The organism is Pseudomonas sp. AC252 (genome assembly GCF_979258105.1).
In genome coordinates, this window is the sequence record NZ_OZ409837.1 from 5237432 (window position 1) to 5263868 (window position 26437).

32 protein-coding genes and 1 tRNA gene are annotated in these 26437 nt (G+C 59.2%); 23 read left to right on the forward strand and 10 right to left on the reverse strand.

Going from position 1 to position 26437, the window contains the following annotated elements:
* Window positions 1-32 precede the first annotated feature (32 nt).
* Both ahpC and ACZZZ4_RS23775 read right to left on the reverse strand, forming a co-directional pair.
* Window positions 33-596 carry an alkyl hydroperoxide reductase subunit C gene (gene ahpC, locus ACZZZ4_RS23770; RefSeq protein ID WP_016774916.1) on the reverse strand — a complete coding sequence of 188 codons (564 nt, stop codon included), beginning with the start codon at window positions 594-596 and terminating at the stop codon, window positions 33-35.
* 137 nt (window positions 597-733) lie between these two features.
* Window positions 734-1672, reverse strand: a complete 939-nt coding sequence (locus ACZZZ4_RS23775) for a site-specific integrase (protein ID WP_415762318.1) — start codon at window positions 1670-1672, stop codon at window positions 734-736.
* A 176-nt stretch (window positions 1673-1848) separates the two neighbouring features.
* Between ACZZZ4_RS23775 and ACZZZ4_RS23780 the strand changes: the two genes are divergently transcribed.
* A complete protein-coding gene (locus ACZZZ4_RS23780; protein ID WP_463548952.1) occupies window positions 1849-2865 on the forward strand; it encodes a DNA-binding protein in 1017 nt (338 codons plus the stop codon).
* Here ACZZZ4_RS23780 and gorA read toward each other — a convergent pair.
* Both gorA and galU read right to left on the reverse strand, forming a co-directional pair.
* The gene (gene gorA, locus ACZZZ4_RS23785; protein WP_415762316.1) at window positions 2862-4220 is read right to left on the reverse strand and encodes a glutathione-disulfide reductase; all 1359 of its coding nucleotides are present in this window, start codon (window positions 4218-4220) and stop codon (window positions 2862-2864) included. The genes ACZZZ4_RS23780 and gorA overlap by 4 nt on opposite strands.
* Window positions 4221-4349: 129 nt before the next feature.
* The gene (gene galU, locus ACZZZ4_RS23790) at window positions 4350-5189 is read right to left on the reverse strand and encodes a UTP--glucose-1-phosphate uridylyltransferase GalU (protein ID WP_024013124.1); all 840 of its coding nucleotides are present in this window, start codon (window positions 5187-5189) and stop codon (window positions 4350-4352) included.
* A gap of 258 nt (window positions 5190-5447) precedes the next feature.
* Here galU and ACZZZ4_RS23795 point away from each other — a divergent pair, with 258 nt between their 5' ends.
* Both ACZZZ4_RS23795 and ACZZZ4_RS23800 read left to right on the forward strand, forming a co-directional pair.
* Window positions 5448-5633, forward strand: coding sequence for a hypothetical protein (locus tag ACZZZ4_RS23795; RefSeq protein WP_415762314.1), 186 nt, complete (start codon window positions 5448-5450; stop codon window positions 5631-5633).
* A 140-nt stretch (window positions 5634-5773) separates the two neighbouring features.
* Complete coding sequence (locus tag ACZZZ4_RS23800; protein ID WP_016774923.1) at window positions 5774-6061, forward strand: hypothetical protein; 288 nt, start codon at window positions 5774-5776, stop codon at window positions 6059-6061.
* A gap of 3 nt (window positions 6062-6064) precedes the next feature.
* Here ACZZZ4_RS23800 and ACZZZ4_RS23805 read toward each other — a convergent pair whose 3' ends face one another.
* Together ACZZZ4_RS23805 and ACZZZ4_RS23810 are read right to left on the reverse strand one after the other, a co-directional pair.
* Window positions 6065-6295, reverse strand: coding sequence for a hypothetical protein (locus ACZZZ4_RS23805; RefSeq protein ID WP_039762740.1), 231 nt, complete (start codon window positions 6293-6295; stop codon window positions 6065-6067).
* Window positions 6296-6367: 72 nt separating this feature from the next.
* Complete coding sequence (locus ACZZZ4_RS23810; RefSeq protein WP_463548953.1) at window positions 6368-6724, reverse strand: hypothetical protein; 357 nt, start codon at window positions 6722-6724, stop codon at window positions 6368-6370.
* Window positions 6725-6935: 211 nt separating this feature from the next.
* Here ACZZZ4_RS23810 and ACZZZ4_RS23815 point away from each other — a divergent pair, with 211 nt between their 5' ends.
* From ACZZZ4_RS23815 to ada, 4 genes are all read left to right on the forward strand, one after another.
* Entirely contained in the window at window positions 6936-7238 is a 303-nt protein-coding gene (locus ACZZZ4_RS23815; RefSeq protein WP_007912251.1) for a DUF1883 domain-containing protein, read from the forward strand.
* A gap of 34 nt (window positions 7239-7272) precedes the next feature.
* A complete protein-coding gene (locus ACZZZ4_RS23820; RefSeq protein WP_165368422.1) occupies window positions 7273-7437 on the forward strand; it encodes a hypothetical protein in 165 nt (54 codons plus the stop codon).
* A 7-nt stretch (window positions 7438-7444) separates the two neighbouring features.
* On the forward strand, window positions 7445-8116 hold the full coding sequence (gene alkB, locus ACZZZ4_RS23825) for a DNA oxidative demethylase AlkB (RefSeq protein ID WP_415762313.1): 672 nt from the start codon (window positions 7445-7447) through the stop codon (window positions 8114-8116).
* An 80-nt stretch (window positions 8117-8196) separates the two neighbouring features.
* On the forward strand, window positions 8197-9258 hold the full coding sequence (gene ada / locus ACZZZ4_RS23830) for a bifunctional DNA-binding transcriptional regulator/O6-methylguanine-DNA methyltransferase Ada (protein WP_463548954.1): 1062 nt from the start codon (window positions 8197-8199) through the stop codon (window positions 9256-9258).
* Here the strand turns inward: ada and acuI are convergent.
* Window positions 9248-10231 carry an acrylyl-CoA reductase (NADPH) gene (gene acuI / locus ACZZZ4_RS23835; protein ID WP_463548955.1) on the reverse strand — a complete coding sequence of 328 codons (984 nt, stop codon included), beginning with the start codon at window positions 10229-10231 and terminating at the stop codon, window positions 9248-9250. The two genes, ada and acuI, sit on opposite strands and share 11 nt — an antisense overlap.
* Window positions 10232-10416: 185 nt before the next feature.
* Between acuI and ACZZZ4_RS23840 the strand changes: the two genes are divergently transcribed.
* From ACZZZ4_RS23840 to ACZZZ4_RS23875, 8 genes are all read left to right on the forward strand, one after another.
* A complete protein-coding gene (locus tag ACZZZ4_RS23840; RefSeq protein WP_463548956.1) occupies window positions 10417-12861 on the forward strand; it encodes an autotransporter in 2445 nt (814 codons plus the stop codon).
* Between the two features lie 105 nt (window positions 12862-12966).
* Window positions 12967-14031 carry an NAD(P)H-dependent flavin oxidoreductase gene (locus ACZZZ4_RS23845; protein ID WP_463548957.1) on the forward strand — a complete coding sequence of 355 codons (1065 nt, stop codon included), beginning with the start codon at window positions 12967-12969 and terminating at the stop codon, window positions 14029-14031.
* 133 nt (window positions 14032-14164) lie between these two features.
* The gene (gene modA / locus ACZZZ4_RS23850; protein ID WP_463548958.1) at window positions 14165-14932 is read left to right on the forward strand and encodes a molybdate ABC transporter substrate-binding protein; all 768 of its coding nucleotides are present in this window, start codon (window positions 14165-14167) and stop codon (window positions 14930-14932) included.
* Window positions 14933-15613, forward strand: coding sequence for a molybdate ABC transporter permease subunit (gene modB, locus ACZZZ4_RS23855; protein ID WP_415762307.1), 681 nt, complete (start codon window positions 14933-14935; stop codon window positions 15611-15613).
* A gap of 3 nt (window positions 15614-15616) precedes the next feature.
* Entirely contained in the window at window positions 15617-16696 is a 1080-nt protein-coding gene (gene modC / locus ACZZZ4_RS23860; protein ID WP_463548959.1) for a molybdenum ABC transporter ATP-binding protein, read from the forward strand.
* Window positions 16697-16768: 72 nt separating this feature from the next.
* Window positions 16769-17806, forward strand: coding sequence for a DNA topoisomerase IB (locus tag ACZZZ4_RS23865; protein WP_463548960.1), 1038 nt, complete (start codon window positions 16769-16771; stop codon window positions 17804-17806).
* 309 nt (window positions 17807-18115) lie between these two features.
* Entirely contained in the window at window positions 18116-18346 is a 231-nt protein-coding gene (locus ACZZZ4_RS23870; RefSeq protein WP_463549312.1) for a hypothetical protein, read from the forward strand.
* 121 nt (window positions 18347-18467) lie between these two features.
* Window positions 18468-18698 carry a hypothetical protein gene (locus tag ACZZZ4_RS23875; RefSeq protein WP_016774936.1) on the forward strand — a complete coding sequence of 77 codons (231 nt, stop codon included), beginning with the start codon at window positions 18468-18470 and terminating at the stop codon, window positions 18696-18698.
* A 65-nt stretch (window positions 18699-18763) separates the two neighbouring features.
* On the opposite strand, the gene ACZZZ4_RS23880 is transcribed toward ACZZZ4_RS23875, so the two are convergent.
* Complete coding sequence (locus ACZZZ4_RS23880) at window positions 18764-18931, reverse strand: con-10 family general stress protein (protein WP_463548961.1); 168 nt, start codon at window positions 18929-18931, stop codon at window positions 18764-18766.
* A 326-nt stretch (window positions 18932-19257) separates the two neighbouring features.
* Between ACZZZ4_RS23880 and ACZZZ4_RS23885 the strand changes: the two genes are divergently transcribed.
* The 5 genes from ACZZZ4_RS23885 (at window position 19258) to ACZZZ4_RS23905 (ending at window position 21599) form a co-directional block, all read left to right on the forward strand.
* Complete coding sequence (locus ACZZZ4_RS23885; protein ID WP_039764047.1) at window positions 19258-19434, forward strand: con-10 family general stress protein; 177 nt, start codon at window positions 19258-19260, stop codon at window positions 19432-19434.
* 465 nt (window positions 19435-19899) lie between these two features.
* Window positions 19900-20247 carry a con-10 family general stress protein gene (locus ACZZZ4_RS23890; RefSeq protein ID WP_039764046.1) on the forward strand — a complete coding sequence of 116 codons (348 nt, stop codon included), beginning with the start codon at window positions 19900-19902 and terminating at the stop codon, window positions 20245-20247.
* 96 nt (window positions 20248-20343) lie between these two features.
* Entirely contained in the window at window positions 20344-20895 is a 552-nt protein-coding gene (locus ACZZZ4_RS23895) for an ATP-dependent Clp protease proteolytic subunit (RefSeq protein WP_039764045.1), read from the forward strand.
* A 198-nt stretch (window positions 20896-21093) separates the two neighbouring features.
* A complete protein-coding gene (locus ACZZZ4_RS23900) occupies window positions 21094-21351 on the forward strand; it encodes a DUF6555 family protein (RefSeq protein ID WP_463548962.1) in 258 nt (85 codons plus the stop codon).
* Window positions 21348-21599, forward strand: a complete 252-nt coding sequence (locus ACZZZ4_RS23905) for a hypothetical protein (RefSeq protein WP_052269162.1) — start codon at window positions 21348-21350, stop codon at window positions 21597-21599. Before ACZZZ4_RS23900 ends, ACZZZ4_RS23905 begins: the two co-directional genes overlap by 4 nt.
* Before the next feature lie 12 nt (window positions 21600-21611).
* Here ACZZZ4_RS23905 and ACZZZ4_RS23910 read toward each other — a convergent pair whose 3' ends face one another.
* Window positions 21612-22025 (reverse strand): cupin domain-containing protein, encoded by a 414-nt coding sequence (locus ACZZZ4_RS23910; protein WP_039764042.1) that lies wholly within the window; start codon window positions 22023-22025, stop codon window positions 21612-21614.
* A gap of 272 nt (window positions 22026-22297) precedes the next feature.
* Here ACZZZ4_RS23910 and ACZZZ4_RS23915 point away from each other — a divergent pair, with 272 nt between their 5' ends.
* On the forward strand, window positions 22298-22678 hold the full coding sequence (locus tag ACZZZ4_RS23915; protein ID WP_463548963.1) for a RidA family protein: 381 nt from the start codon (window positions 22298-22300) through the stop codon (window positions 22676-22678).
* Window positions 22679-22909: 231 nt separating this feature from the next.
* Complete coding sequence (locus tag ACZZZ4_RS23920) at window positions 22910-24898, forward strand: peptidase U32 family protein (protein WP_039764037.1); 1989 nt, start codon at window positions 22910-22912, stop codon at window positions 24896-24898.
* Window positions 24899-25010: 112 nt separating this feature from the next.
* Here the strand turns inward: ACZZZ4_RS23920 and ACZZZ4_RS23925 are convergent.
* A tRNA-Gln gene (locus ACZZZ4_RS23925) sits at window positions 25011-25085 on the reverse strand.
* 307 nt (window positions 25086-25392) lie between these two features.
* Here ACZZZ4_RS23925 and ACZZZ4_RS23930 point away from each other — a divergent pair.
* A complete protein-coding gene (locus ACZZZ4_RS23930; RefSeq protein WP_463548964.1) occupies window positions 25393-26427 on the forward strand; it encodes an alpha/beta fold hydrolase in 1035 nt (344 codons plus the stop codon).
* Window positions 26428-26437: the final 10 nt, after the last annotated feature.

The following is a 26437-nucleotide window of genomic DNA, read 5'->3' on the forward strand; positions in this document are numbered from 1 at the left end:
CGGCGTGCCGCCCTGCGTTGCATGTCACAGACTTAGATCTTGCCGACCAAGTCCAGCGACGGAGCCAGAGTGGCCTCGCCTTCTTTCCACTTGGCCGGGCAAACTTCGCCTGGGTGTGCAGCGACGTACTGAGCAGCCTTGATTTTGCGCAGCAGCTCGGAAGCGTCACGGCCAACGCCGCCATCGTTCAGTTCAACGATTTTGATCTGGCCTTCAGGGTTGATCACGAAGGTGCCACGGTCAGCCAGACCAGCTTCTTCGATCAGCACGTCGAAGTTGCGCGAGATGACGTGGGTCGGGTCGCCGATCATGGTGTATTCGATTTTGCCGATGGCTGGCGAAGTGTTGTGCCAGGCAGCGTGAGCAAAGTGGGTGTCGGTCGAAACGCTGTAGATTTCCACGCCCAGCTTCTTGAACTCAGCGTAGTTATCGGCCAGGTCTTCCAGCTCGGTTGGGCACACGAAGGTGAAGTCGGCTGGGTAGAAGAACACAACGGACCACTTGCCTTTCAAGTCAGCATCCGAGACTTGAACGAAGTCGCCGTTTTTGAACGCGGTAGCTTTGAACGGTTTTACTTGGCTGTTGATGATAGGCATCGATGACTCTCCGTCAGGGGTTATGAAGTTGATGGGTGAATCCTACCCACTCACTCGACGGAAGGCTCATTGGCAAACCTGATACTGCTGATTTGTTTTCGCTATTAGCTGGCTGTATTAATAGAAGAAAACGATCTCTACGGTTGATCCGGTTTATCCATAATCCGAGCCATTCCCTGGAATGGGCTGACCTCAACATAGCGCATGGCGGATTTCATGTCTTTCCAGCCGACGTAACTCATCAGCGATTTAAGATCCCAGCCGCTTTGATGCGCCCAAGTGGCAAAGCCACGCCGCAGCGAATGACTGGTGTAGTTCGCGGCGGCAATCCCGGCGCGCTGCAACGCCTGGCGCAACAAGGGAATGATGCTGTTGGCGTGCAAGCCCTCCTCGCTCAGATTGCCCCAACGATCAATGCTGCGGAATACCGCGCCGCGTACCAGCGCGGCCTCGGTGATCCAGTCGATGTAAGCCTGCACCGGACACAGCTTGAGCAGCGCCGGGGCCTGATAGGTCTGCCCGAGGTTTTCCCGGTCGCCCTTGCTGCGCGGCAGATACAAAGTGATGCCCTTGCCAGCACTCGCCTGCACATGCTCGATCTGCAAACGACATAACTCATCGCTGCGAAAGCCGCGCCAGAAGCCCAGCAAAATCAGCGCGCGGTCCCGATAAGCCTTGAGCAAGGTCGGGCGATCCTGTTCTTGCCGCGCGGTGTGCGCTTCCTGCTCCAACCAATCGATCACGCGTTGCAAATCCTGCAGTTGCAACGGCTCGGCCTGTTTTTCCTGCGCCGGATGCAGAGCACGAATGCCCTTGAACACCTTGCGCACCACTGGCGCCTTGGTTGGATCGGCGAAGCCCTGACTGTTGTGCCACTGCGCCAGCGCGGACAGACGCAACTTCAGCGTATTGATCGACAACACCCCGGCGTGCTCCACCAGATAACGCGCGACGCTGTCCGCCGTGGCCGGCAGAAAGCCGCCCCACGACACCTCGAAGTGCTCAATGGCCATTCGATAGCTGCGACGGGTGTTGTCTCGGGTGGCGGCTTGCAGATATCGATCGATGTCACTCATGGGGGTCTTCTCAGTAGCGTACGGGTTCAAGCGCGCGGATGTGCATTTTGCCGCCTGACATTGGGTAATACCAGTATATCCCGCCTGTTTCATTTCAAATATTTACCTATATTTTTAGCATGGTACACTTCGTACTTTAGTGGCATGTACCACAGTACGTAACCGTAGGAGTTCATATGGCCCGTGGCGGCATTACCAAAGCACTGGTGCAAATCGCGCGCACAGCGATCCTGGCTCGCGGCGAACACCCAAGCATCGATGCAGTACGCATCGAAATGGGCAACACCGGCTCGAAAACCACGATCCATCGCTATCTGAAAGAACTGGATGACGGCGCCCAACCAATAGAAGCGTCAGCAGAGCCGATCGATGACGAACTGACCGCACTCGTTTCTCGCCTCGCCCAGCGCCTGAAAGAACAGGCTCAGGAGCCCATCGAGCAAGCCCGCGAACAGTTCGAGGAGCAACGCGAAGCACTGGAAACCGAGCTGAAACAGGTTCGCCAGGCGCTGGAAAAACTCGAACACGACCACGACATTCAGGGCGCCGCCCTGCAACGCGAATCCGAAGCGCTCAGCAACACCCGCTCGATGCTGCAGACCGAACAGACGCGCAACGCCGGTCTCAACCAGGCATTGGCCGACTTTGAATTGCGCTTGCAGGACAAGGACGAGCAGATCCGCTCACTGGAAGAAAAACACCTGCACGCACGCGATGCGCTGGAGCATTACCGCAACGCGACCAAGGAACAGCGCGAGCAGGAACAGGCCCGCCATGAGGGGCAAATCCAGCAGATCCAGGCCGAACTGCGTCAAGCGCAGCAGAGTGCGCTGGTGCGTCAGGATGAGATCACTCAGCTGCACCGCGACAACGAACGCCTGCTCACCGAAAACCGTGGCACCCAGCGCGAGCTGAACCTGGTGCAGGATCAACTCAAGCAGAGCAATCAGCGTCAGGATCAGTTGCTCGAACAGGCCACGCGCATGGACAGCGAGCGCACCCTCCTCCAGGAACGCCTGCGCGTGGCGACGCTGGAAAGCCAGGCACTCAAGCAGAGCGTCGACGAGCAGACGCAGCTCAATCAGTCACTGGAAAAGGAATTGCTCAAAGCACAGGCGAGCCTTGAGGACAGCCAGCGTCTGGCGGCTACCGTTGCGGCAGCCCCAGATTCGGCCAAAGCGAAAGCCCCTTAAGCGCTGACCGGCGTGCGCATGGTGACGAACTCTTCGGCGGCCGTCGGGTGCACCCCGATGGTGTCGTCGAAGTCGCGCTTGGTCGCGCCGGCCTTCAAAGCGATCGCCAGACCTTGCACAATCTCGCCCGCGTCCGGGCCGACCATGTGGCAGCCAAGCACCTTGTCGGTCCTGGCGTCGACCACCAGCTTCATCAGGGTTTTCTCCTGACAGTCAGTCAGGGTCAGCTTCATCGGGCGGAAGCGACTTTCGAAGATCACTACTTCGTGGCCACATTCGCGCGCTTCTTCTTCGCTCAAACCGACTGTGCCGATGTTCGGCAGGCTGAACACGGCGGTCGGGATCATCTTGTAATCCACCGGACGGTATTGCTCTGGCTTGAACAGGCGCCGCGCCACCGCCATGCCTTCAGCCAGTGCGACAGGGGTCAGTTGCACGCGCCCGATAACATCGCCCAGCGCCAGAATCGACGGTTCGGTGGTTTGATACTCGTCGTCGACCTTGATGAAGCCCTTGTCGTCGAGCTGAACATCAGTGTTTTCCAGGCCCAGATTGTCCAGCATCGGACGGCGGCCGGTGGCGTAGAACACGCAATCGGCTTCGAGCACGCGACCATCCTTGAGCGTCGCTTTCAAGCTGCCGTCAGCCTGCTTGTCGATGCGTTCGATGTCGGCGTTGAATTGCAAATCGAGGCCACGCTTGGTCAATTCTTCCTGCAGATGCTTGCGCACCGACCCGTCGAAACCACGCAGGAACAGATCACCGCGATACAGCAGCGTGGTGTTGGCGCCGAGACCATGGAAAATCCCGGCGAACTCGACCGCGATATAACCGCCGCCAACCACCAGCACACGCTTGGGCAGCTCTTTGAGGAAGAACGCCTCGTTTGAACCGATTGCGTGTTCGTGCCCTGGAATTTCAGGGATCTGCGGCCAGCCGCCGGTGGCGATCAGAATGTTTTTGGCCGTGTAGCGCTCGCCATTGACCTCAACCTCGTGCGGCCCAACGATTTTCGCGTGCGCCTCGTGCAGGGTCACGCCGCTGTTGACCAGCAGATTGCGATAAATACCGTTGAGGCGATTGATCTCGCGGTCCTTGTTGGCGATCAACGTGGCCCAGTCGAAGTTGGCTTCGCCCAGGTTCCAGCCGAAACCGGACGCCTGCTCGAAGTCCTCGGCAAAATGCGCGCCGTACACCAGGAGTTTTTTCGGCACGCAGCCGACGTTGACGCAGGTACCGCCCAGGTAACGGCTTTCGGCCACCGCCACTTTCGCCCCGAAACCGGCAGCAAATCGCGCAGCGCGCACACCGCCGGAACCGGCACCAATCACATAAAGATCAAAATCGTAGGCCATTTCTATCTCCTCGGCAGGCCATCAGCATACCCGCAGTCATCCATTGGGCAAGCACTGCCATCCATATAAGGGCGGAAAATGAAAAAGCCACCCGAAGGTGGCTTTCTTTTGCAGGCGAGGCAGATGCTATTAGTAAGCCTTGCCAGTCTTGTAGAAGTTTTCGAAGCAGAAGTTGGTCGCGTCGATGTAGCCTTCAGCACCACCGCAGTCGAAACGCTTGCCCTTGAACTTGTAGGCCATCACGCAGCCGTTCTGGGCCTGCTTCATCAGGGCGTCGGTGATCTGGATCTCGCCGCCCTTGCCTGGCTCGGTCTGTTCGATGAGGTCGAAGATGTCCGGAGTCAGGATGTAGCGACCGATGATCGCCAGGTTCGACGGCGCATCTTCCGGCTTTGGCTTCTCGACCATGCTGTGCACGCGGTAGATGTCGTCGCGGATCATTTCGCCAGCGATCACGCCGTACTTGTTGGTTTCCTGCGGATCGACTTCCTGAATGGCTACGATCGAGCAGCGGAACTGCTTGTACAGCTTGACCATCTGCGTCAGCACGCCGTCGCCATCGATGTTGACGCACAGGTCGTCCGCCAGGACCACGGCGAACGGTTCGTCACCGATCAGCGGACGGCCAGTCAGGATCGCATGGCCCAGACCTTTCATTTCGGTCTGACGGGTGTAGGAGAACGAGCACTCGTCCAGCAGCTTGCGGATACCGACCAGGTATTTTTCCTTGTCGGTGCCCTTGATCTGGTTTTCCAGCTCGTAGCTGATGTCGAAATGGTCTTCCAGAGCACGCTTGCCACGACCGGTAACGATGGAAATTTCCGTCAGGCCCGCGTCCAGTGCTTCTTCAACGCCGTACTGGATCAGTGGCTTGTTTACCACCGGCAGCATTTCTTTAGGCATGGCTTTGGTCGCTGGGAGGAAGCGAGTGCCGTAACCGGCTGCTGGAAACAAGCATTTCTTGATCATATAAGTCCTTGAAAAGGCTGTGTGTACGAGTTTCGGGGCAGTCTAATCAGGCGGCGTGCGCCTTACAATGCCCCGCGCTGGCTAACCGATGCCAACATAGAGAAATATTCGCGCGGATAGTTCCTTGCGGTTTTTTCAGCGGCGAATTCAGCGTAGCTCAAGATCCGGGCAAACTGGATCACCATACGCTTATCGGCCCCCAATGCGAGCATTTGCCGCTATCATGGCGGCTTTGAACCAGCGAACGAGAAAGACCAGATGGCTGCGGTAAAAATCATCAACGGGTATGTGATCGACAAGAAAGACGGCAAGTGGACGCTGACCACCACCAACGGCGAACACATCGCCGGGCCTTTCGACAGCGAGCAGATGGCGACGGATGTCGCCTCGGTGTTCACCGATACACCTGCTTCTTCCAAGCGCCGTGGCAAGGGTCAGGACTGATCCTGTCAGCACTTGCGCCAAGCCCTGCCAGCACGCAGGGCTTTTTTGTGCCTTGTTGGCAAACAAGTGGCCAATCGCTATAACCTTTTCATCGCGGCGCTGTCAGAGCATCCAGTCCCCCACTTGAAGATCACGCAACCATGAACCTGAACAAACTGCAGCCGCTCTTCGCGGTACTGGTACTCAGCGGCTGTGCCACCTCGCAGCCGACCTATCTGAATAATGGCGAACAAGGTCTGAGCATCGACTGCTCGGGCGAGGCCAACTCCTGGGCCATGTGCTACGAAAAGGCCGACGCCTCTTGCGCAGGCACCGGTTATCGCATCGTCGGCACTGATGGCACACCGGCGCCGAAGGAAGATGATAAAACCCTGGGCGTTGACGTTGGCAACTACAAGACGCGCAACGTCGTGGTCGTCTGCAAGTAAGCCTTACATGTGGATTTCGGCGAATTTGATCCCGAGGCCACGGACGACCTCGATCAGATCGTCGAGCCGACTGAAGGACTCGACTTCATCATTGTCATCCACCAGGAAGTAACTGCGCCCTGCGCTCTTCTTGAAAAACACGATCCACTCACCGGGATTCGCCGGGTTCTGGATGACGTGGGTGGCAGAGATAAGGCCCTCTGCGTGGCGTTCGCGCACGTGCTCTCGCTTCATCGCAACTCCAAAAATGACGATGCCGTCACAGCAGGACTGTGACGGCATCGGGTGCTGATGTTCGCTAGTCTATCAGCCGGAAATGCAGGCGTTCGCGGCTTTCTGCACATCGTGAGGGCGAACCGGCACGTTGGACATGCGCTCATGCAGCTTGATGCTGCTACCGCCAGCGCGATCTTCGATATCAAACACGGCTGCCGGGCCTGAAGACAGTTTGCCCGGGACGATGAGTCGTACTCCGTCCTTCTGCGGCTGCATCTGCAACGCGCCGCGACTGTCAGCGAGCTTGTCGGTCAGGCACTGCGCATACTCCTGGGGCTTTTTGCCGGAGATCACGCTCATGGTTGGCAGCGTCTCATTGATTTCGGAAACATTTGCGCAACCGGCCATCGCCAGAATCAACGGCACACACACCACACCCCAATTCATATGAATCCTCCGTTAAAGACCGTCCGACAGCACAAATGCTGCTTTTCTCCGGGGTCCTGTGCATTTAACCCGCCCGCCGTGGCGAAGTTCTGTTCAAAATTTGTCAAAGCAACGCCCGACGGCCAGATAATAACCCGTGCGGGCTGATAAACTGCGCCCATCGACAAGCTATCGTTTTGATTTAGTAGAAAAAGCCCTTCTGGAGGCGCCCATGAAATTCATTCACCAGCGCGAGCACCTCAACGAAGACGACATCGTCGTCATTCAATGCTCGCAGATGTGCAACATCCGTTTGATGAACGACGCCAACTTCCGCAGCTTCAAAAATGGCGGCCGTCACACCTATCACGGCGGCGCGTTCGATACCTTCCCGGCACGCATCACGGCCCCGAGCACCGGCTTCTGGAACATCACCATCGACACCGTCAACCGCCGCGCGATCAGCGTGACGCGCAAGCCGACGCTGACCCATTCAATCAAGATCATCCGTCGCTCCAGCACTAAACTGAGCTGAGACGCGCAGCCTATTCTGAAAGGGAAACACGACCGTGGCGCAAAAAACCAAATACGTAATCAAGTACAAACTGGACGGTGAACAGCGTTTCGAATTCGCCGAGCTGGAAACCGGCACTGACGAGGAAGCGAAAGCGGCGCTGAAGAAAATGCACGCTGACGAAGAACTCAGTGACATCAAGGTCAGCAAAGCGCTGTAACCGAACCATGCAACCGACCACGTTTGACCTGTTCGCCGACAACGAACCTGTACAGCAACCCCGCGCCGAGCAGATCGGCGAACAATCGTGGGTGCTGCGCGGATTCGCTTTGCCGCAGGTCGAGCAGCTGCTGACCGAGCTCGAAGCCATTCTTGCCGCCGCACCGCTACGCCACATGGTCACGCCCGGCGGTTTCAGCATGTCGGTCGGCACCAGTAGCTGCGGGCAGTTGGGCTGGATCACCGATCGCAGCGGTTACCGCTATTCCAGCGTCGATCCACTCAGCGGTTTGGCGTGGCCGTCGATGCCGGCGTTATATGCCGGTCTGGCGTACGAAGCGGCTGAGCGCGCCGGTTTCAAGGATTTTCACGCCGATTCCTGCCTGATCAACCAATACGTTCCCGGCGCCAAGATGTCGCTGCATCAGGACAAGGACGAAAAGGGTTATGCCGCGCCCATCGTTTCGTTGTCGCTGGGTCTGCCGGCGATGTTTCTGTTTGGTGGCTTCGAGCGCAGCGACAAAAGCCAGCGCATCCCGCTGCTGCATGGCGACATGGTGGTCTGGGGCGGCGTGGATCGTCTGCGCTATCACGGCGTGCTGCCAATCAAACCCGGCCATCACCCGCTGTTGGGCGAGCGGCGCGTCAACATCACCTTCCGCGTTGCTGGCGATCAGTAAAAGTTTGACCGCAAGGCGCGGAGTGTCGCGAGTTACGATGCTGGTTAACCTGAATCAAACAGGTCAACGGATTCCCTCTCATGGACACGCTTTCGAACACAAACAGCATTGAAGACGATCCACGCTGGGCCGCTGTGATGGCGCGCGATCCGCGTGCGGACGGGCAATTTGTCTACGCGGTGAAAACCACCGGCATTTACTGCACACCGAGCAGTCTTGCGCGTTTGCCGAAACCGCAGAATGTCGAGTTTTTCGATACCGCCGAATTGGCTGAAGCGGCGGGATATCGGCCAAGCAAACGCGCTAGTAAAGATCAGAGTGATGCGAAGCATGCAGTGCTCATTGCCGCAGCCTGTCGGCAGATCGAGGCGTCCGAGACGCTGCCGGCGCTCAACAGCCTCGCGGCGGGCGCTGGCCTGAGCCCTTTCCATTTCCACCGGCTATTCAAAGCCGCAACAGGCCTGACGCCCAAGGCTTACGCCACCGCGCAACGTTCGCGCAAGCTGCGTGCGCGCCTGGCGGACGGCGGTTCGGTGACCGATGCGCTGTATGACGCCGGTTTCAACTCCAACAGCCGCTTCTACGCATCAGCCGATCAACTGCTGGGCATGAAGCCCACCGACTACCGCGCCGCCGGGCAAAACAACGACATCCGCTTTGCCGTCGGGCTATGCTCGCTCGGGGCGATTCTGGTGGCGCAAAGCAAACGGGGAATTTGCGCGATTCTGCTGGGAGACGATCCGCATCAACTGGTCTGCGATCTGCAGGATCAGTTTCGCAAGGCCAACCTGATTGGCGCCGACAGCGAATTTGAACAGTTGATCGCCAGCGTCGTCGGCTTTGTCGAAGCACCGGCGAAAGACCTGAACCTGCCGCTGGATATACGCGGCACCGCGTTTCAGGAGCGCGTCTGGCAGGCGCTGCGTGAGATTCCCGCAGGCCGCACCGCCAGTTACGCCGAGATCGCGCAACGCATTGGCGCGCCGACTTCGATGCGTGCGGTGGCCCAGGCTTGCGGGGCCAACCGCCTGGCGGTGGCGATTCCCTGCCACCGCGTGGTGCGCAGCGATGGCAACCTTTCCGGCTACCGCTGGGGCGTCGAGCGCAAACGCCAATTGCTTGAGCGCGAACTCAACGATTGACGTCGACCACCACTCTGCCCCGCAGTTGCCCGGCGAGCAGTTTGGGCGCAGCCTCAAGGGCTTCGCTCAAACTGATTTCTTGACTGATCAGTTGCAATAAAGAGAAATCCAGATCCCGGGCCAGTCGGTCCCAGGCCTCGATACGGCGTGCTTTGGGCTGGGTCACGCTGTTGATTCCAGCCAGCGTCACGCCGCGCAGAATGAACGGCGCTACCGAGGCCGGGAAATCCATGCCTTGCGCCAACCCGCATGCCGCAACCACGCCTTCCGAACGCGTGCTGGCGCAAGCGTTGGCCAGTGTATGGCTGCCGACCGAATCGACCACCGCCGCCCAACGCTCTTTAGCCAAAGGCTTGCCCGGTTCGGACAAGGTCGCGCGGTCAATGATTTCTGCGGCGCCCAATTGCTGCAGGTATTCATGCTCGGACACACGGCCCGTAGACGCCACCACCCGATATCCCAACTTGCTGAGCAAGGCGATGGCAAAGCTGCCAACCCCGCCGTTGGCGCCGGTGACCAGCACTTCGCCCTGATCAGGTGTCAGGCCATGACGCTCCAGCGCCAGAATGCACAGCATCGCCGTGTAGCCGGCCGTGCCGATGGCCATGGCTTGCGCTGGGGTGAAAGCTGCGGGCAGTGGAATCAGCCAGTCGCCATTGAGCCGGGCCTTTTGCGCCAGGCCGCCCCAATGGCTTTCGCCGACGCCCCAACCGTTGAGCAACACCCGATCGCCCGCCTTGAAATCCGCATGCGAGCTGGACTCGAGAGTCCCCGCCAGATCGATCCCCGGCACCATGGGAAACTTGCGTACCACCGGACTGCTGCCGGTGATCGCCAGGCCGTCTTTGAAATTCAGGGTGCTGTACGCGACGTTCACGCTGACATTGCCTTCGGGCAATTGCTGCTCATCGATTTGCTGCAGATTGGCACGATAACCGCTGTCGTCTTTGTCGATCAGAATGGCGTTGAACATGACGGCCCCTCGAAGATGATTGGAAAAAGCATGCCTTGAAATAGCACATCGCAACAAATTGCCACACTCGACTTTGCGCTAACGGCTCAATCAGCCGGGTAAATCCACGGCGGGCGGCTATGCTTTTTCGACGGTTGTGTTTTCCCGGTTGCGCCTTGCAAACCGGTGTGTCGATGGAGCTGACGATGCCTTTCCTGAGCGTTTTACCCTCGTTGCTGATGTTATGTCTGCTGACACTTGGCAATGCCTGGGCAGCCTCACCGGCGGCAAAGCCGAACACGGCGCCAAGCGAGCCGACATGGCCGCAGGTGATCAGCAGCGGCAAGAGCAAGCTGACGGTGTATCAGCCGCAGCTCGACAGTTGGGACGGCTATACGCTCAATGCCCGCGCGGCGGTCGAAGCCACGGCTGCCGATGGCAAGTCCACCTACGGCATCGTCCAGTTCAGCGCTCATACCCTCGTCGACAAGGCCACTCGCTGGGTCGCGCTCGATCAGTACAAAATCATCAAGGCCGATTTCCCCGCCGATGCGAAACAGGCCGAAACGTGGCTCGCCATCCTGAAAAAAGATGCCGAGAGCCGCAGGAAAACCATTTCACTGGATCAGCTGGAAGCAGCGGTTGGGGTGCTCAACGCTGAACAGAAAGCCGACCGCGCGCCCTTGGAAAACACGCCGCCGACCATCGTCAGTTCCGACCGTCCGGCAATCCTCGTATACATCGACGGCGAGGCGGCCTATCGGCCGGTTGAAGGAACGGAGCTGCAACGGGTGATCAACACGCGCCCACTGCTGCTCAAGGATGCCCAAGGCAAACATTACCTGCACGTATTCGACGGCTGGATGGTTGCCGATCAATTGGCCGGCGATTACACGCGTCTCGCTGCACCGCTGGCCAGTCTGGAAAAAGCCAAACAGGCGGCGATCAAGAGTCGCCAGGTGGACCTGCTCACCGGGCAAAGCGATCCGAAGGACAAGATTCCCAGCCTGGCCAAGCCGCCGCAGCCGAAAATCTTCATCGCCACCACGCCAACGGAACTGTTGGTGACCGACGGCGCCGCGCAATGGCAACCGATTCAGGGCACCAGCCTGTTGTACGTGAGCAACACCACCGGGCACATCTTCAAGGAAATCGGCGACCAGAACAGTTACGTGCTGATCTCCGGGCGCTGGTTCCGCGCCAGCGACATGAGCGGGCCATGGACCTTTGTCCCGGCAGACAAGCTGCCGGCCGACTTTGCCAATATTCCTGACGACAGCGCCAAAGAGAACGTCAAGGCCTCGGTAGCCGGCACGCCACAGGCACAGGAGGCGGCGATTGCGGCGACCATCCCGCAGACCTCGGCGATCAAGAAAAGCGCGGTGAAGATGACGGCGCCGCAATTTGACGGTGAACCGCAGCTCAAAGCGATCAGCAATACGCCGCTGCAATACGTGGTCAACAGCGCGACTCCGATTATTCGAGTCGACAACGACAGTTGGTGGGCGGTGGAGAACGGCATCTGGTTCAGCGCCACCTCACTGAACGGGCCGTGGAGCGTGGCCTCTTCAGTACCAGCGGTGATTTATTCGATTCCGCCCAGCTCGCCGATGCACTACCTCACGTACGTGAAGGTTTACGAATCCAGCGGCGATACTGTGGTGGTCGGCTACACGCCGGGGTATCAAGGCTCGACGTTGGACCCGGCGACTGGCGTTGTGGTGTACGGCACCGGTTATCCGTATACGCCGTGGGTGGGCAGTGTCTGGTACGGGCCGCCGGTGACCTATGGTTTCGGCGTCGCGATTCGTTACACGCCGTGGACTGGCTGGACCTTCGGCTTCGGATTCGGCTGGAGCTGGGGCGGCAGCACCGTCGCCATGGGCTGGGGTTGGGGCGCCTATCCGTGGTGGGGAAATTACGGCTGGGGCTACGCGTGGGGTCCGCGTCTGTACCCGGCGCCGCTGGCCTGGGGTGGCGCAGCCTACGGTTATCGCGGCGGCGCGGTGGCCTGGGGTCCGGGTGGCTGGGCCGGAACCACCGGCAATCTTTATCATCAGTGGGGTGATCGCGCGACGGTCAGCCGTTATGGCGCCGGCTACAACGCCTGGACCGGCAATCGCTGGGCCGGTCAGGTTGGCGCCTCGTACAACTCGCGTACCGGCATTGCCGCCGCCGGGCAACGTGGCGCGGTGCACAACGCCTACACCGGCAACTACGCTGCCGGGCGCAGCGGCGTGGCAGTCGGCCCGAACGGCGGCGCCATCGCCGGAGAACGGGTTAGCGCTGGCAACGTTCGCAGTGGCACTCACGTCAGTGCCAATCGCGGCGCCGTTTACAACCCCAATACTGGCAACACCACGCAATACGGCGTTATCCATGGCCGCGACGGCGGCGCTGCGCGGGTCGGCGATAACGTTTATGCCGGGCGCGACGGCAACGTCTATAAGAAAACCGACAACGGCTGGCAGTCCGTGGCCGGCAGCGGTGCCAACCGGACCAGACCCGCGAACAACAATGCGCAATTGCAGAATCTCAACCGCGAATCCGCCGCACGTAATTTCGGCAATCAGCGCACGCACAACTTCAACCATTCTTCACAAATGATGAACCGTTCGTTTGGCGGTGGCGGAGGATTGCACCGACGCTGAAAAACTGCACGTAATGTTCAGAATTTCAGACTGGCTCCGCAGCCGGTTTTGCTGCTAAAAACCGAATGCCGTCCCTGCCCGTTTCATCGTTCGGAGAATCGCTATATGAGCCAGTGGCCAGACACCCGCATCCTTGATCTTCTCGGAATCGAACTGCCGATCATCCAGAGCCCGATGGCCGGCGCGACCAATTCTTCGATGGTGATCGCGGTGTGCAACGCTGGCGGCCTCGGTTCGATGCCGGCGGCGATGCTGAGCATTGAGCAGCTGCGCGAAGAACTGAAAACCATACGCCAGCACACCACCAAGCCATTCAACGTCAATTTCTTCTGCCACCAGCCACCGGCGCCTGATGAACAGCGCGCCCGTGAATGGAAAAACCTGCTCGAACCTTACTACCGCGAACTGGGCGCCGATTTCGAGGCACCGACGCCGGTGTCCAACCGTGCACCGTTCGACGAAGCCGCGTGCGCCGTGCTCGAAGAATTCCGGCCCGAAGTGGTGAGCTTTCATTTCGGGCTGCCGGAAAAATCTTTGCTCGATCGGGTCAAGGCTACAGGAACGAAAATCCTTTCGTCTGCCACCACGGTCGAAGAAGCGATCTGGCTGGAGCAGCACGGTTGCGATGCGATCATTGCCATGGGCTATGAAGCCGGTGGCCATCGCGGGATGTTTCTCAGCGATGATCTGAGCACCCAGGTCGGCACCTTCGCCCTGGTGCCGCAGGTGGTCGACGCGGTGAAGGTGCCGGTGATTGCAGCCGGGGCAATCAGCGATGCCCGGGGTGTTGCAGCGGCGTTGATGCTCGGCGCCTCGGCGGTGCAAGTCGGCACGGCATATCTGTTCACGCCGGAAGCCAAAGTCAGCGCCTCACACCACAAGGCCCTGCGCACCGCCAAGGAAAGCCAGACCGCGATCACCAACATTTTTACCGGACGTCCGGCGCGGGGCATTGTCAATCGGGCGATGCGTGAGCTCGGCCCGATGTCAGCGCAGGCGCCGGCTTTTCCGTTGGCCGGCGGTGCGCTGATGCCTCTAAGGGCCAAGGATGACGCGGACTTTGCCAATCTTTGGGCCGGTCAGGCGTTTACGCTGGGCAAGGACATCGGCAGCGCTGAACTGACCCGGCAACTGGCCGAGGGCGCACTGGCGAAACTGCACCTTCGTTAAATTCATGGGGTGGGCGAATTTATTCCCTCGCCACTTGGCGGCGTATCGCTATATATTTCCGTATACAGCGATTGCGCCCGTGTATCGGCGTTATCCCAATCCAAGCACTTACCGCCGATCACGGAGCCTTTACATGACACTTGCTGCCACACGCTTGGCCCCTGTCTGCCTCGCCTCACTCCTCGCACTATTCAATATCGGCGCCGCGCAGGCTGACGAAGTACAAGTGGCGGTCGCCGCCAATTTCACCGCGCCAATCCAGGCCATCGCGGCCGACTTCGAAAAAGACACCGGCCACAAACTGGTCGCCGCTTACGGCGCAACCGGCCAGTTCTACACCCAGATCAAGAATGGCGCGCCCTTCGAAGTGTTCCTCGCGGCTGATGACACCACGCCAGAGAAACTCGAAAAGGAAGGTGAGACCGTCCAGGGGTCGCGCTTCACCTACGCCATCGGCACCCTGGCATTGTGGTCAGCGAAAGACGGCTATGTCGATGCGCAAGGCGAAGTACTGAAAACCAATCAATACCAGCACCTGTCCATCGCCAACCCGAAAGCCGCGCCGTACGGGCTCGCCGCCACTCAGGTGCTGGAAAAGCTCAAACTGACCGACGCTACCAAGGCGAAAATCGTCGAAGGCCAGAACATCACCCAGGCCTACCAGTTCGTCTCCACCGGCAACGCCGAATTGGGCTTTGTGGCGCTGTCGCAAATCTACAAGGACGGCAAAGTCAGAAGCGGTTCGGCGTGGATTGTCCCGGCCGCCCTGCATGATCCGATCAAGCAAGACGCGGTGATCTTGAACAAGGGCAAGGACAGCGCCGCTGCCAAGGCCTTGGTCGATTACCTCAAGGGGCCGAAAGCCGCTGCGGTGATCAAATCCTTTGGGTATCAACTGTAAATGTCGCTGACCAGTGGCGACTTCGCCGCGATCTGGCTAACCCTGAAACTGGCGTCGCTGACCACCGCGATCCTGCTGATGATCGGTACGCCGATCGCGTTATGGCTGTCGCGCACCTCGTCTTGGTTACGCGGCCCGATTGGCGCCATCGTCGCCCTGCCGCTGGTGCTGCCGCCGACGGTGATCGGTTTTTATCTGCTGTTGGCACTGGGGCCGCACGGTTTTCTCGGTCAGTTCACTCAATGGTTGGGGCTGGGCACGCTGACGTTCAGTTTCACCGGGCTGGTCATCGGTTCGGTGATCTACTCCATGCCGTTCGTGGTGCAACCGCTGCAAAACGCTTTCTCGGCGATTGGCACCCGCCCGCTCGAAGTCGCGGCGACCTTGCGCGCCAATCCCTGGGACACGTTTTTCAGCGTGATCCTGCCACTGGCGCGCCCCGGCTTCATCACCGCAGCGATCCTCGGCTTCGCCCACACCGTGGGTGAATTCGGCGTGGTGCTGATGATCGGCGGCAACATTCCCGACAAGACCCGCGTGGTCTCGGTGCAGATCTACGACCATGTCGAAGCGCTGGAATATGCCCAGGCGCACTGGCTGTCCGCGGCGATGCTGGTGTTTTCGTTTCTGGTGTTGCTGGCGCTGTATTCCAGCCGCAAAACCCGCGCAGGCTGGAGCTAATCAATGATTGATGTACGCCTGAAGCGCACTTATCCGGGGTTCGAACTGGATGTCGATCTACAAGTGCCGGGCCGCGGCGTCACCGCGCTGTTTGGCGATTCCGGCTCTGGCAAGACCACCTGCCTGCGCTGCGTCGCCGGGCTGGAGCGCGCAGAACAGGGCTTTGTGCAGATCAATGATGAGGTCTGGCAGGACAGCGCCAAGGGCGTTTTCGTCGCACCGCATAAACGTGCGCTCGGCTACGTATTTCAGGAAGCCAGCCTGTTCCCGCATCTATCGGTGCTGGCCAATCTGGAGTTTGGTCTCAAACGCATCGCCAAGTCGCAACGCCGGGTCGATATGAACCAAGCGACCGAACTGCTCGGCATAGGCCATTTGCTCGAACGTCATCCACAGCATCTGTCCGGCGGCGAACGGCAGCGTGTCGGCATTGCCCGTGCCCTGCTGACCAGCCCGAAACTGCTGCTGATGGACGAACCACTGGCGGCGCTCGACAGCCGGCGCAAAAGCGAAATCCTCCCGTACCTGCAACGCCTGCATGACGAACTGGATATTCCGCTGCTGTACGTCAGCCACGCCCAGGATGAAGTCGCGCGTCTGGCCGATCATCTGGTGTTGCTGCGTGATGGCAAAGCCCTCGCCAGCGGCCCGATCGGCGAGACCCTTGCGCGCCTGGATCTGCCTTTGGCGCTGGGCGATGACGCCGGGGTGATCATCGAAGGCCAAGTCAGCGCCTACGACGCCACCTATCAATTGATCAGCCTGCAACTGCCGGCTACCGAAATGAACATTCGCGTCACCCATGCGCCGATGGCCGTGGGCCAGGCCCTGCGCTGCAAAGTGCACGCGCGCGACATCAGCCTGGCGCTGAACAATGATGCAGCCAGCAGCATTCTCAATCGTCTGCCCGTTACGGTCATCAGCGAACAGGCGGCTGACAACAGTGCTCACGTGCTGATCCGCCTGGACGCGGGGGGCACGCCGCTGCTGGCGCGGATCACCCGCTACTCGCGTGACCAATTGGCCGTGCATCCAGGCCAGCGGCTGTGGGCGCAAATCAAGGCGGTGGCGGTGCTCGCGTAAATCATTCGGCACGACGGCCAGCGGCTGCGGTCAATGCAGTTACAGACTGCCGTATGACCGAAGGAAGCCGCCATGCCCGATACCGTGCTGACAGATGCTCTGCCCGCCGACCTGCATTACGTCGATGACACTCAGCCTGGTATCACCCGCAAGAAACTGCGCGGCAAATTCGTCTATTTCGAACCGTCGGGCCAGCGCATCACCGACCCGGACGAAATCAAACGCATCAACGCCCTTGCGGTACCACCGGCCTACACCGACGTGTGGATCTGCGCCGACCCGTGCGGTCATTTGCAGGCCACCGGCCGCGATGCACGCGGGCGCAAGCAATACCGTTATCACGCGCGCTGGCGTGAAGTGCGCGACGCCGACAAATACTCGCGCCTGCGCGACTTCGGCCTGGCCCTGCCCAAACTGCGGCGCCAGCTCGAGGCGCTGCTCGATAAGCCGGGCTTCAGTCGTGACAAGGTCATGGCGACGGTGATCACCTTGCTCGACGCCACGCTGATCCGCGTCGGCAATACCCAATACGCGCGAGACAATCGCTCCTATGGCTTGACGACGTTGCGCAGCCGGCATGTCGAGGTCAATGGCAGCGCGATCCTGTTCCAGTTCCGTGGCAAGAGCGGCATCGAGCACCAGATCACGGTCAAGGATCGGCGTCTGGCACGTATCATCAAGCGCTGCCTTGAAATTCCCGGGCAGAACCTGTTTCAGTATTTGGATGAACACGGCGAGCGGCACACCGTTACCTCTTCCGACGTCAACGCTTACCTGCAAAAGCTCACCGGCGCGGCGTTTACCGCCAAGGACTACCGCACCTGGGCGGGCAGCGCGTTGGCGTTGTCGGTGTTGCGCGAGTTGCAACATGAGTCGGAAACCGAAGCCAAGCGTCATGTGGTGGAAGCCGTGAAGAGCGTCGCCAAACAGCTGGGCAACACGCCGGCGGTGTGCCGCAAGTGCTACATCCACCCCGCCGTGCTCGAACACTTCATGCTCGGCGCCCTCGCCGAACTGCCCCGCCCGCGCGTGCGCAAAGGTCTGCGCGCCGAGGAAGTGGCGCTGGCGATGTTTCTCGAACGCATGTGCGAGGTGACCGAAGCTTCCTGATCGCCGATATCAGAAGCTCATCCTGCGCCAGGCAACTGATCTGAGCCTGCCCCGACGCCTTCGCGAGCGAGCCCGCTCCCACATGAGGTTTGCGGGGCTGCCTTGAATTTGGGTTCCGCCGCGAAACCTGTGGGAGTGAGCTTGCTCACGAAGGCGTCGGGGCAGGCAGATCATCTGTGTCTGACACGCTGCCTTCGCGAGCAAGCTCGCTCCCACATGGATTCCGCCGACGAGTTGAGTTGGCTATTTTTTGCACGATCGCACAAGGCTTCTATAGTTGATGTGACACGAATCAATTGCGGTGGCGCCATGGAAGACATTTTCGTCGTGAAGCGTTGCAACAAGATCGTCATTCACGGCCGCCGCGCCGGAGACAGCCAGCAGGAACCCGCCGAAGCGTCGGCATGGTTTCGCATCTGCGACACACGCACCGCTGGCTTCATCCGCGACGGCTTTGACGAGCAAGCGGATGCTCAGCGCGAATGTCAGCGCCTCAACGCAGCGAGTTCTCAACTACCGGCCCGCCAGCACTCCGGCTGATGCCCGGCAACAGCGGGTCTATACTGAAACCAGCTGATGGAGCAGCACCCCAACGGCAAAACGCTCGCTACTTGCGGGCTTTTTGTTGCGGTTCAGCGGTTTCATTGAACGGAGGTGTTCCATGTCCGAAAAAGAGTCCATCACTACCCTCCTCACCCTGCTCGACGCCCGCCAGGCGCGCCTGGCAGCCGCCTGCAAAGAGATCGCCGACTGGGTCGACCATCAGGGCGGTCACCCGACGGCATTACGCATCCGCGATCGACTTCACGATATCGAAAAAGACGCGCCGCTGATTCGCGACACGCTCTCGACGCTCAAGCCGATTGACCGGCCGTTACCACGGTTCAGATAGGCGTCAGCGTAAAGTCCTCTCTGCGTTGGCGCAGAGAGGACGGCAGTTATCGGTTTCCCGGCGCCTCAGTCACCCTTGCCCGTGCGCGTACTGCCGTGGCTGTGCTGTCCGCCGACGCGCGCCTTTTCCGCACGGTCGACTTTCACGTTGACTGAATTCCCGCCCTTCTTGCCGGCTTCCTTGATTTTTTGCGAATCCTCGGCGAATGGCTGGTCCTTGTGATGATGGGTCATGGTCCTGTCCTCCACAGAGTTGTAGTCACACTTCACAGACTCTAGATTGCACAAACTTCAGTTCAACTTCCCGCCGACAAATGGTTATGACTGCCAAGCGAAACGGCAATTAAATTCAGCCGCCGCTTTATGACCAACCCGACCTTTAAAACTTATACGAAGCGGCATGATAAACACCCGCCTGTATAAGTTTCATCACAAACATACCGTTCATCGGCCTAAGTAAAAATTTTCAAAACATTCTTCGCCGGCTCGTAATCGGAGTAGATGTCCGGTGCAACAATGGACACAACTAGCGAAACGTTTATTGATATCGGAGAGCTATCATGACTACAGGAAATAAAAATCCAGGTAACTTCGCGAACGATCGTGAGAAGGCGTCTGAAGCTGGCAAGAAAGGCGGCCAGGCATCGGGCGGTAACTTCGCCAATGACCGTGAGAAGGCATCCGAGGCTGGCCGCAAAGGTGGTCAAAACAGCCACGGTGGTGGTCGCAAGTCCTGAGTGAGCAGCACAAGGGCAGCCCTGCTGCCCTTTGAAATCGGCTGATGGAGCGCAATCATGAGAACGGTAACGGCTTCTGCACGAGGCGAAGTGCAACGAAACAAGGGGGCAGAAGTGTATCCCGAAGCAGCGCGCAGTTCGCAAGTGACGAGGTCGGATGTTTCGCCTGTGTCCCCTTGTGTTGAAAGACAGCAAATCAGTCCACGATACAGGGAAAGCGTTCAGCAGGAATGTTATGAACGCCGGGAACTTACTGTTAACGCAGAGAACTCCCGCACTGCGAATACACAACCTACTTATGAGCGCTCTTCTTAGCAGACCGGCCAAACTTGTAGTTACAAGACAAGCGAGACCCAAACAGCAAACCAATCAGCTAACTAGTCAGCACTTTGCGAATGACGACGGCACGCAGTTTGTGCATCCTTGATTCGCCAGTTGCTATATAGAGAAATGAGGAAGTTTGAAATGGCACAAGATAAACAAGGCGGCATGTCGGTAAACGAAGCAGGTAAAAAAGGTGGGGAAGCCACTTCAGCTTCGCACGACAAAGAGTTCTATCAGGAAATCGGCAGCAAGGGCGGCCAGAACAGTGGCGGCAACTTCAAGAACGATCCGGAACGGGCCGCTGAAGCCGGGAGCAAAGGTGGCCAGAACAGCGGTGGCAATTTTGCCAACGATCGGGACAGAGCGTCCGAAGCTGGCAGCAAGGGCGGTCAGAGCAGCGGCGGTAACTTCGCCAATGATCGGGAAAAAGCTTCTGAGGCTGGACGCAAGGGTGGTCAAAACAGCCATGGTGGCGGGCGCAACAGTTGATGCGCCAGGTGCGGGGAGCGTGGCTCCCCCGCCCACTTTCATTCAAGCGAAATTACAGCTATTGCTTAGGAGTCCTGACCAGCCGAGGGAATCGCCATGCCTGTTCACGTCATCAACTTCACCGGCCCGATCAACGCCTCGACCTGCGGTCAATTGATCGATAAAGCCTCGCTCGCCGTAAAGGAAGATGCACCCAGACTGATCGTCAACATCGCCACCATGGGCGGTGAATGCAGTTACGGTTTCACGATGTACAACTTCCTGTTGGCCCTGCCTATTCCCGTGCACACCCATAATCTGGGAACCGTCGAGTCGATGGGCAATATTGTCTTTCTGGCCGGCCAGCGCCGGACCGCCTGTACCCACAGCAAGTTTCTGTTTCACCCTTTCCATTGGCATCTGCAAGGATCGGTCGATCATTCGCGCATGTCGGAATACGCCATGAGCCTGGATTATGACCTGCACCTCTACGCGCAAATCGTCGCCGAACGCACGAGCAACGGGAAGAACGCGCTGGAAACCGAGAAATATCTGACGGCGGCTCCACGCATCATCAATCCGGAAGAAGCGTTGCATTCAGGTTTGATCACGGCGGTCGAGAACACCGAGGTCCATGCAGATTTCGTCTGCTCGTGCATCTATTCGTAAAAGTGCAACTCAATAACGCGTCCCCGTTGGCGCGTTTTTCCATGCGTGCAATATGGCCTTCAGCGCTTGGGCAGACGCGCTTCTCCACTGAAGAAACAACCTTGAACAAGTCGTGAGCCGATCATCCCGCCACCGGCAATTTCTCTGAATTATTCATTTCGCCAGCCCTCCTTCTATATAAGTCACCGGAGAAAATGTATGAGCGCAGCGGATCTGTACGTGATCGATTACCTGCTTCACGCAAAGCCCAGGTCTTTCGTCATCCGCACAGCTAACAGGAACAATGCCGAAGCCTGGCAATGGGCAAGTTGCGATGCGGGCATTTCGCCGATTGCGCGTCCCGGCCGTCCTCCGTTGAAACGTTATTCCAAGCCAATGGCGGAACGCTTTGGTGTAACTCAAGTGCAGTGGCGGGCATCGGTTCCGCTGATCTGGGAGGAGGATCACGCAAAATGACTGAACACATTTTGAAATTCGGTTTCGGCCGATCCTGGGATGACGAGATGGCCGACAACGCCGCGATGTTCCGCGAAGCTGACTTGCTCGAAGAAGCGGCCTACAAACTCATCGAGGACGACACGGACAATCCTGAAGCCTGGGCTCGTTTCACCGAAGCCAAGGCTCTGGCCGACGCCAAGCGAACGGCGGCCTTTCAGGACTGGATGCGCATCAAACGTGCGATGAGCAAGCCCCGCTCGAAATAGCAGCCTGACGGGTCATGGCTTGAGGATCAGCAGCGGCTCGCCCTTCGGCACGATATAAGTCGCCAGTTCCGCCCCCTTGTCGCTGCCGATGTTTTTCGCGACATGCGCAACGCCCGCCGGAATGAACAACGAATCGCCGGCCTTGAGTGTCACTGGCGCTTGCCCTTCAAGCTGATACTCGAACGTGCCGCTGATGACATAGGCGACTTCCACGCCGGGATGAGCATGCCGAGGCGAGGTGACGCCAGCGTCGAAATCGATACGCGCCTGAATCACTTCGCGATTGTCAGCGCCGAGATCCTGGCGAACCAGGTCGGTGCGGCTCAGACCTTTCTGCCAGCTCGTTGCCGGCGCATCCGCCGCATGGGCGAAGCCGGTCAGGGCGGCGAAGACAACGGCGGAAGCCAGAAACAGTGGACGGTACATGGTGATGCCCTCTTTAACGTGGTGTTGGTGTGAGGGCTACTTTGGGCTCGGCATGTAGGGCGGATGTGTCTCGAAAGCTGGTTTTGGTGTTGCCATGTGTATCCGTTGAGGGTGGATACACGCTCATACAAACCTGTCACGTGCCGCAGTCAAAAGCCCCTGTCTGAAGGCGCTGATCCTTGTCGAGTCCGCCAGCCTGACCACGCACGGGCCATGCCGGGCGGGAATCTGTAAACTGGCGCGAATTTCATTCACTAGAACAAAGGTTGCCCATGGCCAATCAAGACATCACCTTCACCCCCGATCCGGACACCGATTCGATTTCCTCCGACGTCGCCACCTTCGGCGGGATCATGGTCTCGACGCAGATCCCGATCCGCGCCGATGGCAGCCTGGAACTCGGCGGCATCACCGAGCAAAGCGAGTGCACCCTGCAAGCGTTGAAAGTCGCACTGGAACGTGCAGGCAGTTCGATGGATCGCGTAATGCACTTGACCATCTACCTCACCGACATGGGCGATCGGGCGGCATTCAACGAAGTGTACAAACGCTACTTCGCCAAACCGTGGCCGGTGCGCGCAGCGGTGGGGGTTGCGTCGCTGGCGGTTGAAGGAATGCGTGTGGAAGTGACGGCGATGGCGGCCAAGGGCTGATCTTCAATTACTCTGGAATGCCCCCTGTAGGAGTGAGCCTGCTCGCGATAGCGGTCTGTCAGGCAGAGATGTTTTGACTGACACACCGCTATCGCGAGCAGGCTCACTCCTACAATGGTTTTGTGTGTAGCCGCGATTCTGGCAGCCACCATCGGGCAGCACACACGTGCCCGCCGCGCGTTTCACGGGTAGAATGCGCCCCTTGCCCGTGACCGCCTGACTAAAAAAACTATGTCCTTGCCCAAGCATCACCTGGAATTGCTCAGCCCTGCCCGCGATGTCGCCATTGCCCGCGAGGCCATCCTGCATGGCGCCGACGCCGTGTACATCGGCGGCCCGAGCTTCGGTGCGCGCCACAACGCCTGCAACGAAGTCAGCGAAATCGCCGAACTGGTCGAATTCGCCCGCCGTTACCACGCGCGCATCTTCACCACTATCAATACCATCCTGCACGACAACGAACTGGAGCCGGCGCGCAAGCTGATCCATCAGTTGTATGACGCTGGCGTCGATGCGCTGATCGTCCAGGATCTGGGCGTGATGGAGCTGGATATTCCGCCGATCGAGCTGCACGCCTCGACCCAGACCGATATCCGCACGCTTGAGCGAGCGAAGTTCCTCGATCAGGCCGGTTTCTCGCAGCTGGTGCTGGCCCGCGAGCTGAACCTGCAGGAAATCCGCGCCATCGCCGATGAAACCGATGCGGCCATCGAGTTCTTCATCCACGGCGCGCTGTGCGTGGCCTTCTCCGGTCAGTGCAACATCTCCCACGCGCAAACCGGCCGCAGCGCCAACCGTGGCGACTGCTCCCAGGCCTGCCGCTTGCCCTACACCCTGAAAGATGAAAAGGGTGGCGTGATCGCCTACGAAAAACACCTGTTGTCGATGAAAGACAACAACCAGAGCGCCAACATCCGCGCACTGGTCGAGGCCGGCGTGCGTTCGTTCAAGATCGAAGGTCGCTACAAGGACATGGGTTATGTAAAGAACATCACGTCCTATTACCGCCAGCGCCTCGACGATGTGCTCGAAGACCGCCCGGACCTGGCCCGCGCTTCCAGCGGCCGTACCGTGCATTTCTTCCTGCCTGATCCGGAAAAAACCTTCCACCGTGGCAGCACCGATTACTTTGTCACCGATCGCAAGATCGACATCGGCGCCTTCGATTCGCCGACCTTCACCGGCCTGCCGGTCGGCACCGTGGAAAAAGTCGGCAAGCGTGACATGCAGGTGGTGACGCACGAGCCGCTGTCCAACGGTGATGGTCTGAACGTTCTGGTCAAACGCGAAGTGGTCGGTTTCCGCGCCAACATCGCCGAAGCCAAAGGCGAGTTCGAAGAAGACGGCGAGAAGCGCTACCGCTATCGCGTCGAGCCGAACGAAATGCCCGAGGGCCTGTTCAAGTTGCGTCCGAACCACCCGTTGAATCGCAACCTCGATCACAACTGGCAGCAGGCGTTGCAGAAGACTTCTTCGGAACGTCGCGTGGCCCTGAGCTGGTTTGCCCGCCTGCGTGAAGAACAGCTGGAAGTGACCGCGACCAGCGAAGAAGGCATCAGCGCCAGCGTCACCCTCAACGGGCCGTTCGGTGTCGCCAACAAGCCAGAGCAAGCGCTGGAGCAACTGCGTGACCTGCTCGGCCAACTCGGCACCACGCAGTACCACGCCACTGACGTCAGACTTGATGCGCCGCAAGCGTTCTTCATTCCCAACTCGCAGCTCAAGTCCCTGCGCCGTGAAGTGATCGAAGCACTGACTGCGGCACGTGTCGCCGCGCATCCGCGTGGCAGCCGCAAGGCCGAAACCACGCCGCCTCCGGTGTATCCGGATTCGCACCTGACCTTCCTTGCCAACGTCTACAACCAGAAGGCGCGCGACTTCTACCACCGTCACGGCGTCAAGCTGATCGACGCAGCGTACGAAGCCCACGAAGAGCCGGGCGAAGTGCCGGTGATGATCACCAAGCACTGCCTGCGTTTCTCCTTCAACCTGTGCCCGAAACAGGCCAAAGGCGTGACCGGCGTTCGCACCAAAGTCGCGCCGATGCAGTTGATCCACGGCGATGAAGTGCTGACGCTGAAGTTCGATTGCAAGCCCTGCGAGATGCACATCATCGGCAAGATGAAAGGCCACATCCTCAATCTGCCGCAGCCGGGCAGCGTGGTCGGCCACATCAGCCCTGAAGACCTGATGAAAACCATCCCGCGCGCACCGCACTGAGTGACCGGCGTGTGCGGTGCTTCGGCATCTCGCACGCCTGCTTGGCTCAAGCGCGTAAATCGCAGGCATAAAAAAACGCCAACTTCTTGCGAAGTTGGCGTTTTTTCGTAGATGGCAGGGGCGGCTGGATTCGAACCAACGCATGGCAGGATCAAAACCTGCTGCCTTACCGCTTGGCGACGCCCCTGTAGCTCTGGTCAGCGGCTCCGTGAGGATCGCTGTGAGAACGGGGCGCAATTTATCAACATTCGTTTCGTTTGGGAAGCCCGTGATGAAATATTTTTTGTTTTAAAACAGCCACTTATTATTTTCGCGCGAAAACGTTGAGTTTGGCTGCCGTGTATCACAGTGTGTACGCTCCCCGCTGCCATACACACCCTTGCAAAAAACATGTTCGGCGACACAGAGCGGATACCTCGCCACGCTTCAATGCCTCCACGGTTTCAAGGGTTCATCTCGTCCCTTGACTACAGGCTCGCAAAGGAGACGTCAGCATGAAACAGGCTCTGCACACCTCAAAAATCACCCACGCGCTCGGCTTGTCGATGCTGGCGCTGTCGCTGCTCGGCGCGGTTGGCAGCGCTCAGGCGCAAACCACTGAACCGGCCGCCGCGAGCTATTCGGCGCCCTCACCTTTCGGCCCGCTGAAACACATCAAGGCCGGCGTACTTGATGTGGCCTACGCCGAAACCGGTCCTGCCGACGGTCCCGTGGTGATTCTGCTGCACGGCTGGCCCTACGACATTCACAGCTACGACGAAGTCGCGCCACTGCTCGCCGCCAAGGGTTACCGCGTGCTGATGCCATATGCGCGGGGTTACGGCGATACGCAGTTCCTCTTCAAAGACACCCTGCGCAACGGCCAGCCGGCGGCGCTGGCCAGCGACGTGATCGACTTCATGGATGCGCTGAAAATCAAACAAGCGGTGCTTGGCGGCTACGACTGGGGCGCGCGTTCGGCTGACATCGTCGCAGCGCTGTGGCCAGAGCGGGTCAAAGCGCTGGTGGCAGTCAGTGGCTACCTGATCGGCAATCAGGCCGCCGGGCAAAATCCGCTGCCGCCGAAAGCCGAATTGCAATGGTGGTACCAGTTCTACTTCGCCACCGAGCGCGGCCGCGCCGGCTATGAAAAGAACACCCACGACTTCGCCAAACTCATTTGGCAACTGGCTTCGCCGCAGTGGAAGTTTGATGACGCCACCTTCGACCGCAGTGCCAAGGCGTTGCAGAACCCCGATCACGTCGAGATCACTGTGTTCAACTACCGCTGGCGTCTGGGCCTGGTGCAGGGCGAGGCGAAATACGCAGCGCTGGAGCAGAAGCTTGCCACCGCGCCGTCCATCAGCGTGCCGACGATTACGCTGGAAGGCGATGCCAATGGCGCGCCGCATCCCAAGCCTGAGGACTATGCCAAGCGTTTTACCGGGAAATATCAGTTCAGGCTCGTTGAAGGTGGGGTCGGACACAATTTGCCTCAAGAGGCGCCGAAGGCATTCGCCCAGGCAGTAGTGGATGCCGACCAACTCTGAAGAAAACCTC